Here is a 12108-nt window from a genome sequence, read left to right on the forward strand (position 1 = left end):
GACCGAGAACTCAGGTGTTGAGATGGCCTGGAATGCGCAGATGTCGGCGCACCACATCGACAAAGGCGGGATCGCGTTTGGCGGCCCAGACGGCGGCCATGTGGCCGATGAACCAGAGAGCAAGACCCGCGATCCAGAGCCGCAATCCCAATCCAAGAGCTGCCGCAAGCGTGCCGTTGACAATCGCAACCGACCGCGGCGCGCCGCCCATCAGGATCGGCTCGGTGAGCGCGCGGTGAACGGGCACGACAAAGCCTGTGACAGGTTCATCCATCAGATCACCACGCCGCCGCCGAAGGAGAAGAACGACAGGAAGAAGCTCGAGGCGGCAAATGCGATCGACAGGCCGAACACGATCTGGATCAGCCTGCGGAAACCACCCGACGAGTCGCCGAACGCGAGCGTGAGCCCGGTCACGACGATGATGATGACGGCGATGATCTTGGCGACAGGCCCCTCCACCGACTGCAATATCTGATTGAGTGGCTGCTCCCACGGCATATTCGAGCCGGCAGCCCACGCCGGTGCTGACGCCAAAAGAACCATCCCGGACGCGGTCAGTGAAGCGACATCTCGAAGAAAACGAAATTGCGGGCGCATGTCAGTCTCCTGCTGATGAAAGGTTGTAGTCACCGGCGGCGCCGAGCCCAGTGACGATGGCGAGTTCAGCGAGGCGACGGTCACCGCCGCGCCCCGCAAGCACGGCAACGAGGTTGATGGTCTCCGCGATCAGGGCGCGCGGAACCGTGACGACGGCTTCCTGGATGAGTTGCTCGAGTCGCCGCAGCGCGCCGAGCGCGCTGCCCGCATGGATAGTCCCGATGCCACCGGGGTGACCGGTGCCCCAGGCCTTGAGCAGGTCGAGCGCTTCGGCACCGCGAACCTCGCCAACCGGAATGCGATCCGGGCGCAATCGCAGCGACGAGCGAACCAGGTCGGAAAGCGTGGCCACCCCATCTTTGGTCCGCAAGGCTACGAGATTAGGCGCCTTACATTGGAGTTCGCGCGTATCTTCGATCAGAACGACCCGATCGGAGCTCTTCGCGACCTCGGCCAGCAGCGCGTTCGTCAAGGTTGTCTTGCCGGTCGATGTCCCGCCGGCGACGAGGATGTTCTTCCGTGCCGCGACCGCGTCCCTCAGATTCCTCGCCTGCTCCGAGGTCATGATCCCCCTGGCGACGTAGTCGTCGAGCGTGAACACCGCCACGGCCGGCTTGCGGATAGCAAAGGCCGGTGCCGCAACGACCGGAGGCAATAGCCCTTCGAAGCGCTCGCCTGTCCCAGGCAATTCGGCCGAGACCCGCGGCGAGCCGGCATGCACCTCCGCACCTACGTGGTGCGCTACCAGGCGAACAATGCGCTCGCCGTCTGCGGCCGACAAAGTTTCGCCTGTGTCGATCAGGCCATTCGACAACCGGTCGACCCACAACCGTCCATCCGGATTGAGCATCACCTCGATGATCGCCTCGTCTTCGAGGTAGCCGGCAATCGCAGAGCCAAGCGCGCTGCGCAGCATTCGCGCGCCGCGCGAATTCGCTTCCGATTGAATGGAATGAATTGCCACCGCCGCCCCCACTAAACGAGGCGCCTACGGGGCGCCTAAGATGGGATGATTAGAAAAGGCATCGATGGACGTGGCGCAACAAGCCGCTTCAACGATCGTGGACTAGCGTAGAAAAAGAAAGTCTGAGAATTGATACTCGAGGTGACGGTTCGCTGGGAGTGGCTTGCTTACCACTCCACATCGTCATTCGCGGGCAAGAGGATGACCGAGTCCTCATACAACCCAACTGACTCGACAGCGCAGCGAGTGTCAGCCGGCCTGAAGAAGAGGATTGAACTTATCCACGAAGCGATGGATCGGCGCCAGGGCAGCGCGAACCAGACCAGCGTCGCGATCTGCAGTACTACGTTGAGACCAAAAGCGACTTGATAGGCTTGGACGGGCCTATGGCCATCGTTCCTCACCCATTGCTCTAGGATCAGGCCTGTTGCAGATTGTGCCAGAAAGGCCCAGCCAAAGTGCAAGACGTTCAAAGTGCCATTGGCACGACCAGCAAGCTCAGGCGGAAAGTAATCCGCAATTACCGCAAAACTGACCACGGTCGCCGTTCCGGCAATTGCGACAACGGACCAAGGGAAAATGGACGGCAGAGGCGCTCGCAGGATCAAGGCCAGCTCGGCTGCGATAAGCAAGACTGCAACGATCGCTAATACCGTCTCCGCCCCGATTCCCCTTCGTTTGATGTGATGGACCGTCATGCCGAACAACCAGGCACCGCCGCCAAGCATGATCGACATTATGAACAGTTGCCTGACAAGACTTGAACGGTCAAACCCCTCGACGTCTGTCAGCCACGGCGATGCCCACAATCCCTGCAGGGACCAGGACGATCCAACGCAAGTCGCCGACAACGGTGCCATTCGCCAAAAGCGCCGATCGCTGAAGACGGAGCTCAGGGAAGCGGCCGCTGTTGATGGGGCCACTCCTCGTTCAGGCACTACGACGTAGATGAGAATAGCTGTCGCACCGGTCGCGAGGGCCATGATGTCAAAGAGCTGCCGCCAGCCCATCCAGGCGAGCAGGTGTTCGACGGGAGCCGTGGCGGTCACCGCTCCAAGCGATCCCAACATGATCATGTAGCCATTGAGCAACGCAACTCGCTCCCTGGGGAACCAAAGGATGATGGACTTCAGTCCTGCCGTGAGCGACGCCGCGACACCAAGCCCGATCATTGCGCGCGCGACCAAGAGGAGTAGGAAGCCGTTCGATACCGCGAATAGTCCGGCGCCGAGTGCTGCGAGCAACAGCAAAACGCTCTGTACGCGACGCGGACCAAAGCGGTCCAATAGAATACCGATGGGGATCTGAACCGCTGCGAAAACAAAAAAATAGACTGACGTAAGCAACCCGAGATCAGCAGCACCAACGCCGATATCCGAGCTGAGATGGCTGGCGATCAGAGCGTTGATCGTTCGAAACAGATAAGAGAAATAGGACCCCGCTGCAAAAGGCAGAAAGACGCGCGCGATTCGACGCCATGCTGTTAAAATTTGCATGCTGGCCCCTTTGCTCTCAGCTCGCTCGAGCCGATAGCGCGTCCAGCTTTTGTCAGTTCGGCTAAATCGCTGCGGTCGTAGGCTGGGGTAGAAAAAGAAAGACCGGCGAAATGCTCTTTCTACATGGTTCAATCAGATTTCTTCAGCCGGTTCCTGACGGCGTATATCTTCTGGAATTTCGCGCAAAAAGCTTTGCCCCTTTTGCAAACGCCGACCGAGCGCCTCGACAAATCCTTCAAAGCGCTCCCGGCCCTTTGCCTGTGCGGCCACCTGCGCGTCGTTGGGTAGCGGTGGCGTGATCGTCAGCCAGAAACGGATGAACAGGGCCAAGCTCTCGGCGGTCAAACCGACGTCGCGTTCCAGTCTCTGCATCTGACGGGAAAGCCGATCTAGGCGCCGGGTAAACGCTGCCTCCCGCCTGTCCGCGCCGTCCGGCGATAGAAACGAGGCAACCGCCGCCTCTACGATCGCAGACCGGGAAAGCTTCTTGCGATCGGCGAGCTCCGAGATCTGTTTCAGAATCTCCGGTGGGAAGTAGACGTTCATCCGGTCGCGCATATTACCTCAGAGCTCCATACCGTCATTCGGGTCCATGGCGACTTGACGGGCGACACCGCGCATCTGCTGGCGTATGAACCGGGACTGACGGATGGCATCCTCGTCGTCGTCAAGAACGGCCGCAAATTCCTCTGCCGGCGTCGGTTCGGTCGTCTCCTTAGCGATCGCGACATGATCGGGGAGTTCGGGCTCACGACGGAGCCCGCTGTTCGCCGCATCTTCCTCGGCCTCCGCGGCTTTGTCAGTTGGACCTCGCGTCGGCTTCAGAGTTCCAAGTGTTGACCATCCGTCCATTCGCGATGACTGACCTGATGCCGCCGGATCGGGCGGTGGCAAGACACGCTCGGTAAATCGCTGATCCTCGTAGTAGCGGACCTTCTTCGCCCGGATTGGCGGCGTGCCCGCCACCATGACGATCTCGTCCATCGGTGGAAGCTGCATGACTTCGCCGGGGGTCAATAGCGGCCTCGCCGTCTCCTGGCGCGACACCATGAGGTGCCCCAGCCATGGGTTCAACCTGTGCCCGGCGTAGTTCTTCATCGCTCGCATCTCGGTCGCCGTACCCAGCGCGTCGGACACCCTTTTGGCCGTCCGCTCGTCGTTGGTCGCGAAGCTGACGCGGACGTGACAATTGTCGAGAATGGCGTTGTTGGGGCCGTAGGCCTTCTCGATCTGATTGAGCGATTGCGCGATCAAGAAACTCTTGATGCCGTATCCCGCCATGAAGGCCAGCGCGGACTCGAAGAAATCAAGCCGTCCGAGTGCCGGGAACTCGTCGAGCATCATCAGAACGCGATGCCGGCGATCGCGGGCGTGTAAGTCCTCAGTTAGGCGCCGGCCGATCTGATTCAGCACCAGACGAATCAATGGTTTGGTTCGCGAGATATCGGAAGGTGGCACCACAAGGTAAAGCGTCGCCGGTCGCTATTTGCGATCAGATCGGCAATCCGCCAGTCGCAGCGACAGGTCACCTGGGCCACGACGGGATCGCGGTAAAGGCCGAGGAACGACATCGCGGTGGACAGGACGCCTGAACGTTCGTTCTCGGATTGTTGAGGAGTTCGCGCGCGGTTGAAGCGACCACGGGATGGGCACCATGCTCGCCAAGGTGCCGGCTGGTCATCATCGCCTTTAGCGTGGCCTCGATCGGCCGCTTCGGATCAGATAGGAAAGCTGCGACGCCGGCCAAGGTCTTGTCTGCCTCAGCATAGAGAACATGGAGTATGGCGCCGACTAGGAGCGAATGACTGGTCTTCTCCCAGTGGTTCCGCTTGTCGAGCGAGCCTTCGGGGTCGACCAGGACGTCGGCCACGTTCTGGACGTCTCGAACCTCCCATTCCCCGCGTCGGACTTCGAGGAGCGGATTGTAAGCTGATGACTTTGGGTTGGTGGGGTCGAACAACAGGACGCGGCCATGCCGCGAGCGGAATCCGGCGGTCAGTTGCCAGTTCTCGCCCTTGATGTCGTGCACGATGGCCGAACCCGGCCATGCAAGAAGAGAGGGAACGACGAGACCGACGCCTTTGCCGGACCGGGTGGGCGCGAAACATAGCACGTGCTCCGGTCCGTCATGACGGAGGTAGTCGCGGTCGAGTTCGCCGAGTACCACACCGTCCGGACCAAGAAGTCCCGCCGCTCGAACCTCTTCCGCATCAGCCCAGCGCGCCGAGCCATAGGTCTCGACGTTCTTGGCTTCACGCGCACGCCACACGGACATGCCGATCGCCGCCGCGATCGAAACGAAGGTCCCGGACGCGGCGATGAAGGCTCCCTCGACAAAGACCTGAGGCGCATAAGCATCGTAGACGAACCACCACCAAAAGAAGATCGGTGGGTAATAGATCTTGAGGCCCAACAGTTCGAACCAGGGCCGGCCAAGCTCCGGTTGATAGGCGAGCCGCCAAGCCGTCCACTCTGTTGCTCCCCAGATAGCCAGCAGAACGATCAGGCCGACAACGATCACCTGTCCCCAGAGGATTTTGGTTCCGGACATTCCGAACGTCCCTTCCGCAACTTGATTGGAGAGATTGCTAGAGACCGAGGTCACGCTTCCGACCAAAGCCCCATTCGATGCCCCCACCGTCCTTCACGACGCCGGTGACGTGTTGGCCAAGCTTCTTTTCGAGTTCACGCGACCAGGGCACCAGCTGAAAGCCCAACCCATTATCGATCATGGCGAAGCGTCCCGAGGCTAGCGTCAGCCGCTGGCGATACGTGCCCGCCACATGCTCCCCGGAGTCAGCCTTTACTTGTGGTAGGCGGATGTCGGCCGAGACTTTTGCGCCAGCCTCGTCCAGTTCGCGCCGGCGCAACGTGTTCAGGAGGTCGCGCTGCAAGATAATGCGTTGACCCTGCCGCCGCGCTAGGCCCTCCTGGATCAGATGCTCGGTACGGGCTTCCATGGCGTCGCGGGTCTCCCGCCCAAATCCTCCCATGGCGAGCGGCATGGGGTCGCGCTCGACCAGCCGGTAGTCGAGCCAGGTTGCCCCCTTCGCGGTGACCTGCTCACCAAGATCGAGATCTGAACGGGTCGCGAGCACCAGGGTGGGACGCGGGTCGTCGGCTTGACCGAAGCGTCGGACTTCGACGATTCCGCCGATCGGGGGTGCGTGGTCGAAAGCTTCGAGCCCTCGGAAGCGCACGTGATGCGCGCGTCCGTCTATTCCATCGATCAGGGCATAGGCCTCGCCGGTCAGTTCGTCATGCAGTCCACGGTCGACCAGGCGTCCGACAAGCTGGGACGTCGGCTGTTCGCCTTCGATGACGTAGTCGGCAACGCCGCGCGCTTCCCCGCGGTTGGTAAAGACGCGGTGCATGGTCTTGATGATATCACCACGCATGCCGAGGTCGCGAAGATTGCGCTCGGCCTGGAGCCCGACCATCCACTCCCCCGGCGAGGCGGGTGCAGCAAGACCCATCTTCTCCAGGTGTTGAAGGCGGCCGACCATCAGGCGCCGGATCTCGGGATCGGACTTGCCGGAATTCTCCGGGCGAAGATCGATAGTGCCGGTCTCATCGGCCGCCAGCCGGATCTCCCGATCGAGCCGCGTCCATCGTTCCGCTGTGACTTCCCTCTCTAGCGAATTGCGGATCTCGTGCTCCGGTTTTGGACCCAATTCGCAGGCGACCAGTTCCTCGGCGCGGGAGCGCAGGCCTTGGCTGATGTAGTCGCGGGAGATCACGAGATCCGCCCCCTCCACATCTACTCCCCGAACGAGAAGGTGGACGTGAGGGTTGTCGGTGTTCCAATGATCGATAGCAACCCAATCGAGCCGCGTGCCGACATCGGTCTCCATCTGCCTGACGAGATCGCGAACAAAGGCCTTCAGGTCGGTCATGTCACCGGCATCCTCTGGCGAGACGATGAAGCGGAAATGATGCCGGTCGTCCGTGCACCGTTCTGCGAAAGCCAGGCCATCAGCACGGTCGCTGCCAGCATCAAACATCTCGGCCCGCTCACCACTCCGGGTCACGCCGTCGCGCTTCAGATACGAGAGGTGGGCGGTCAGTGGTGCTGAACGGAAGGCTCGCCCTTTGTGCCGGACCACGCGCGCTTTCACCACAACGCGCCGCGTCGAGCTGAACAATCTGGCGCGGCTAAAGGCGAGGCGACCACGGCCAAACGTCGAGCGTCCATGGGCCGCCGAACGCCTGCCGGCTACCGTCTGACCCGAGGTGTGTCCCGCTTTCTTCGTCGCCCGCAGCACCTGGTTGATGAAGCTCTTGGGCTTTGGCGCGCGTGTACTGCGAATGCGCCCAGGCCGAATTCGCAGGTCGCTGTCGCCTGCGGTCATGACCGGGCCTCGAAGAACGCAGCGACACCTACAGTGCCGAAAACATGTTTGAATGTTCTGGGGAAAGTCTTAGGCGCGGCACGCGCCCCGACCGACCGGCACGCCGGAACCCAAGCCATGTCAATGGCTTGTGGTTCGACCGGCGAGCCCCTTTTATCTCGCCTTCCTAATCGGGCGTTCAAAGTCAACTCATTCCTACGCTTTTCTTCGACTCTTCGCACTTCAGCCATGACAGACTCTCTCCATCGACAACGCACAAACGTCACCACGCCGCGCTTGTGGTTGCAGTCACCAGGCGGGGTCCATGCGTTCCTTCGCGTTCAGCACTTCGGCCGTCGCATGCTCTTCATCAGGTTCATAAGCAGTCCGGCTCCCGTCCCGAAGGGCGCGAGCAGGCAAGAGATAGCGGACATTCCCCGTTTCGCGGCCCCGCCAGGGGACGCTCACCGCGCGGATCTCTAGTTTCGTTCCTCCTCCACATGCCGGGCGCAAACCCAGCGCTAATCCGTCGTAGTCTGCACCGCGGCTACCGTGCAGGCTTCAACCGCAGCCGTTGCGTGATCTTGGCGCCGAACCGGACGTGGAAGTCGGTCTCACTGACCCACATCCGAGGCAGAATGCTCGCAAGCTTGCGCGCGACCGCGGTGATAGCGCACAGCATGCTCGACCGTTTGGCGATCCACAGGCCCGACGCCGGCAGTGCCGACCGTTTCCTGACCCGCAGCAGCAGGCTTGCGGCCGCCTCGCAAAGCGACTCGCGCACTGCGACGTCGCCCTGTTTGCTGATGCGCACTTCATGATCGATCGACATGCCGGACTGGTGCGGTCTCGGCGCCAAGCCAAAATGTGCGCCTACCGATCGCGATCGGGCAAAGCGCCGGGAATCATCGAAGCCGACATTAAACGACAGGGTCGCAACGGGGCCGACGCCCAGAACCGTCATCAGGCGCCGGCAACCTGCATCATGCTGGACCACCTGCAGCAGCACACGATGCAGCCGATCATAACGCTCAAGGATGGCGCGGAGCACATCCGACATGGCTCTAATGGTCATTACGAAGATCGGATCGCTGCGCTCGATCAGCTCGCGGACGCGGGCCTCCAAGGCGCCACGGGCGACCGCTCCAACGAGCAAACCATAGGCCCGCAGCGCACGAATGTTGTTTTCGAAGTCGATCAGTTTGCGCTTGAGCAGCCTAACCTTGACCTCGCGAACGGCGAGACCCTCGCCATCGACGATGCAAAGACTGGTCTCCACAAGACCGATGCCCGACCCAACGAAAAGCCGCATCGGAGCTCTCCTATGTGGCAACGACCAGCTAAGTCGTTGCACCGGGCTGTCGGATTCGCCCACACGGCGGCTATTCCTGTGCACCGGTTTCTCGAAGCCCGATTTGAAGGGCCGCTCTGCCATCAAGTTCCGTAGGCAATCGCAATAGTCATTTATTGCGATGACGTTGCCTGAAGGTTCACAATTGCGATGCGGTGAATCTAAAGAGGTGACGACGCGGTCTTCCCGCGATGAGTTGAATGCCAAGCTGGTCGCCGAAGCCATTGCGGTGCTTCGCGAGTTGGTCTCACGCGCGCGAGACGCCGCAGACGAGTCGTACGATGACGGCCATTCGGTTGATACCTGGAAGAGCGAGGACTTCCGCGCCGCGATCGAGTGCGCCGAAGCAGTGATCGCGAAAGCGGCATCTGCCATGGCAGGGCCCCGCACAGAGTAGGAGCTCGCCGAGTCGACGCATTGCCGGCCGAGGCCGCTAGTCTCGTCAAGACGTGACGTCCTGTGTAGCCCCCGGACGCACATGTCCTGCCTGCCCACTGCTCTCGCTCCTCCGCCGATTGATTGCTGAAGCAAGCCATTACTGGTCATCGTAATGCCCTCGAGTCCGATCGAGCTACAAAAACGCCAGTACGCCTGGGGGCCATCTGCGAGACATCGGGCGACGAGATTGCAATCGTTGCGCAGCGCGAGAGCGCGAACGATGTCGGCCTACCGCGGATTTCCATCCGCTCAGCTCGTTCAACGAACAGCGTCGCGGCTGCTGATGACCTCCAGCTCGCGGTACACGTCGGCGGCAGTTGAATGCCAAGCAAATTTGCTAGCTTTGCCACGTATGCTCGCGTCTCGTCTGGCAAAGGTGCTCCCGCGAGATGTTCTTCGTAGCGAGTTGGTCCCGCGTTGTACGCAGCAAAAGCGCCGCGCGAACCGTAGCGGTCGAGCAGTTCACGGAGATACGCCGTGCCGGCCAGAATGTTGTCACGCGGATCGTACGGATCGCTTCCTAGGTCATAGCGTTGGCGTAGTTCCGCCCAAGTCGCCGGCATGATCTGCATCAGTCCCATTGCGCCCTTGGGCGACCTAGCATGCATGTCTCCAGCAGTTTCGATGCTCAATACCGAGCATATCCACCGCGCCGGGATCGCAAAGCGTCGTGAGGCTTCTTCGATGAAGGCCGGAAGCGTGTGGTTGGTTCGACAGATCGCTGGGAGCGCGGCGGACCCGTTTTTGGCCAGAGCGGTAGTGTCCGATGCGGTCAGAGCAAGCAGCAGCGACGCGACCACCCAAACAGGCACACCTGACCGAGCCAAGTCTGATATCGTGCTCGCGCCCGTGCGGCGTAAAGCAGCTTCGCGCTGATCATTTGGACCACCGCTGCGCCCGCCAGGCTTGCGAACGTCGGCTGGGACGGAGGAATGGTCCCGCAACCGATCCAACCGAGGAATGGCGGGATAAACACGTAGAACACGCACGGTCACTCCTCCCAGGTCCAGACCGGGAGCGCACAGCCAATCACCGCCGACGCCGGAAGAAAGCCAAAATATCGGCCGTCCATGGAGTCGTCCGACTGCCAATTCATGAGAAAGAGCTCGCCTTCGCCGACGGCGCGGCAGCCCTGCCATTTGGGCAGCGGCCGGCCGCGTCCGTCGCGGTCCTTCGCCTCGCCCACCGCAACATCATCCACCGAAATCGTGAGCCCGCTTCTGCAGACCGTCTGCCCGGGGAGTGCCAAGACCCGCTTTAGCATGGGGACCCCGACCGGTAGATAGCCGTTCAAATCGAGGAAGGTCGCGAGCGGCTCCGGCGGTTGAACGGCGACCAGCTCGGTGACATGGAAGCGCTTCGTCGGTCGTAGGCTGTAGAGACCGATTGGCACGCTTGCCGATGCATTCCAAATGTAGAGTGGAAGTGGCTCCAGGACGATCGTCGCGATGAGTGCGGCAGCGGCCGCAAGCGTCGTGGTCAGCGTCATCAGGCGGCTCGTCATCGCATCACTCTGCGACGATGGAGCCAGGCCTGGTGGCGCGTTCTCGTGTATGGACGCGGGTTTTCGTTGACGGACAGACGGTTATGAACGTGATGCCAATGATCGGGAGCGACGTCAGCCGGATCGATTCCAAGCGCCTCGACGGCATCGATCGTCTGCAACACGCGCTCGACCTTCGGCCAGCCAGAGAGCCGCAGCACGATCTCTCCGCCGGGCCTCACATACGGTACGGTCGAGCAGCGCTGTCCCGGTGCGACCGCGCGCAAGATGTCAATCCGCGAGATGATCGTGCCAAAGTCGTTGGATGTCCAACGGACGAAGGCAAAGATGCTGCCCGGTGCAAATGACAGGACACGGCGGTGACGATCAACCTTTCGTTCCTTGACAACATGACCGAACCGAATGCGGTTTTCGATACGCTTCTCGAGCCACAAAACTTCCACTTCCGTGAGATCGTTCATGCCGCCGCTCCCTGACGCTCGAATCGGGAACGGTATGCCTTGGGCTTAGCGAAACGCGTGTGCCTCTTCTGAAGGTGAGCAGGCCTGGCGGCCTGACGTTGCCAGTCAGTTCCCATGAAAGTTGAGGCTTGGTTCGCCAGAAAGAAGCCCAAGTATATATGGCTAGCAGCAGTACTGAGTTGTGCCCCCTTGCATGCCACGCTACGGCGACGATGCCGCGCAACGATTCGCGGCTGGAGTGCGCCGCGCATTCCAGCCGTCGGCGACGAAGTCGAAGGATGGACTTGCACGCAGGGTACGACGTGTCGCTGGATCCGAGACGATCTAGGAAATCGACCAACGTCCGGGCCGATTTCGGATTGGCGCCACGGCGCCATCAATCCGGACAAACCGGTCGCATCGGGAGCATCACCAAATGCGGCGACGAACTGACGCGGGCTATGCAGCACAAGGCGGCCATCACGATCCTGACGAGCATTCCCGACAATTTCAAGCCGGGTCTCGGGAGCCCGTAGCTCGCCGGGAACAAGGATCTGAAGTGCGCCGCGACACCGGCGGCGGTGCGCTGAGGATTTGCTAACGGACATGGCCTAGCGCCGCTCTTTGCCCGCATAGGGAATTGGCGCACGCCGTTTTGCGGGCAGTACGGTGCCGACACCAGGATCCGAGGTTGACTTCTTCTTGCCGAGTTTGGCCCATGCTGTCAGGTCAGCTACTGAATAGACCACGCGTCCGCCAATCTTGTGATACTCGGGACCGGTTCCGTAGGTTCGGTGTTTCTCCAAGGTGCGGCCGGACAAGCTCAAGAAGCGCGCGGCTTCGGACGTGCGTAAGTAACGCGGCGGCTTATCCGTGTTCGGATCGGACATTTGAAAAGCTCCGTGCTCCTTTGGAGCGCGTACGAGGTTCGCCGCGCGTCGACTGCCACGATCGCGGAGTAGAGGTGCTTAGGGGGATGCCGAA

General features: G+C 61.3%; 13 protein-coding genes and 1 pseudogene. 2 read left to right on the forward strand and 12 right to left on the reverse strand.

The genetic code is table 11. The features are described from left to right. Positions 1-10: 10 nt before the first annotated feature. The 8 genes and pseudogenes from ALC15_RS35935 to ALC15_RS35975 form a co-directional block, all read right to left on the reverse strand. Positions 11-274, reverse strand: coding sequence for a VirB3 family type IV secretion system protein (locus ALC15_RS35935; RefSeq protein ID WP_050401241.1), 264 nt, complete (start codon positions 272-274; stop codon positions 11-13). Then, positions 274-546, reverse strand: a complete 273-nt coding sequence (locus ALC15_RS35940) for a TrbC/VirB2 family type IV secretion system protein (RefSeq protein ID WP_244486413.1) — start codon at positions 544-546, stop codon at positions 274-276. The genes ALC15_RS35935 and ALC15_RS35940 overlap by 1 nt, the downstream gene beginning before the upstream one ends. Positions 547-601: 55 nt before the next feature. Beyond that, positions 602-1516 carry a P-type conjugative transfer ATPase TrbB gene (gene trbB, locus ALC15_RS35945; protein WP_050401239.1) on the reverse strand — a complete coding sequence of 305 codons (915 nt, stop codon included), beginning with the start codon at positions 1514-1516 and terminating at the stop codon, positions 602-604. A 215-nt stretch (positions 1517-1731) separates the two neighbouring features. Next, the gene (locus ALC15_RS35950) at positions 1732-3060 is read right to left on the reverse strand and encodes an MFS transporter (protein ID WP_050631376.1); all 1329 of its coding nucleotides are present in this window, start codon (positions 3058-3060) and stop codon (positions 1732-1734) included. Between the two features lie 132 nt (positions 3061-3192). Beyond that, positions 3193-3618, reverse strand: coding sequence for a ribbon-helix-helix domain-containing protein (locus ALC15_RS35955; protein WP_050401237.1), 426 nt, complete (start codon positions 3616-3618; stop codon positions 3193-3195). Between the two features lie 6 nt (positions 3619-3624). After that, a pseudogene (locus ALC15_RS35960) lies at positions 3625-5611 on the reverse strand (conjugal transfer protein TraG). Between the two features lie 37 nt (positions 5612-5648). Continuing rightward, positions 5649-7412, reverse strand: a complete 1764-nt coding sequence (locus tag ALC15_RS35965; protein WP_050631377.1) for a relaxase/mobilization nuclease domain-containing protein — start codon at positions 7410-7412, stop codon at positions 5649-5651. Positions 7413-7938: 526 nt separating this feature from the next. Beyond that, positions 7939-8826 (reverse strand): transposase, encoded by an 888-nt coding sequence (locus tag ALC15_RS35975; protein ID WP_210168617.1) that lies wholly within the window; start codon positions 8824-8826, stop codon positions 7939-7941. 37 nt (positions 8827-8863) lie between these two features. Here ALC15_RS35975 and ALC15_RS45600 point away from each other — a divergent pair, with 37 nt between their 5' ends. Beyond that, positions 8864-9139, forward strand: a complete 276-nt coding sequence (locus tag ALC15_RS45600; protein ID WP_050401233.1) for a hypothetical protein — start codon at positions 8864-8866, stop codon at positions 9137-9139. Between the two features lie 145 nt (positions 9140-9284). Here ALC15_RS45600 and ALC15_RS42465 read toward each other — a convergent pair whose 3' ends face one another. From ALC15_RS42465 to ALC15_RS35990, 3 genes are all read right to left on the reverse strand, one after another. Then, positions 9285-9980, reverse strand: coding sequence for a lytic transglycosylase domain-containing protein (locus tag ALC15_RS42465; protein ID WP_244486410.1), 696 nt, complete (start codon positions 9978-9980; stop codon positions 9285-9287). A 191-nt stretch (positions 9981-10171) separates the two neighbouring features. Beyond that, entirely contained in the window at positions 10172-10684 is a 513-nt protein-coding gene (locus tag ALC15_RS35985; protein ID WP_083992260.1) for a S26 family signal peptidase, read from the reverse strand. Next, the gene (locus ALC15_RS35990) at positions 10681-11145 is read right to left on the reverse strand and encodes a DUF2840 domain-containing protein (protein ID WP_050401232.1); all 465 of its coding nucleotides are present in this window, start codon (positions 11143-11145) and stop codon (positions 10681-10683) included. The genes ALC15_RS35985 and ALC15_RS35990 overlap by 4 nt, the downstream gene beginning before the upstream one ends. 278 nt (positions 11146-11423) lie before the next feature. Here ALC15_RS35990 and ALC15_RS44335 point away from each other — a divergent pair, with 278 nt between their 5' ends. Then, positions 11424-11660 (forward strand): transposase, encoded by a 237-nt coding sequence (locus ALC15_RS44335; RefSeq protein WP_157348492.1) that lies wholly within the window; start codon positions 11424-11426, stop codon positions 11658-11660. A 75-nt stretch (positions 11661-11735) separates the two neighbouring features. Here the strand turns inward: ALC15_RS44335 and ALC15_RS42475 are convergent, their stop codons facing one another. Continuing rightward, positions 11736-12014, reverse strand: coding sequence for a helix-turn-helix transcriptional regulator (locus tag ALC15_RS42475; RefSeq protein WP_083992262.1), 279 nt, complete (start codon positions 12012-12014; stop codon positions 11736-11738). Positions 12015-12108 lie beyond the last annotated feature (94 nt).

Origin of the sequence: Bradyrhizobium viridifuturi (assembly GCF_001238275.1) — a bacterium.
Taxonomy (GTDB): Bacteria; Pseudomonadota; Alphaproteobacteria; order Rhizobiales; family Xanthobacteraceae; genus Bradyrhizobium; species Bradyrhizobium viridifuturi.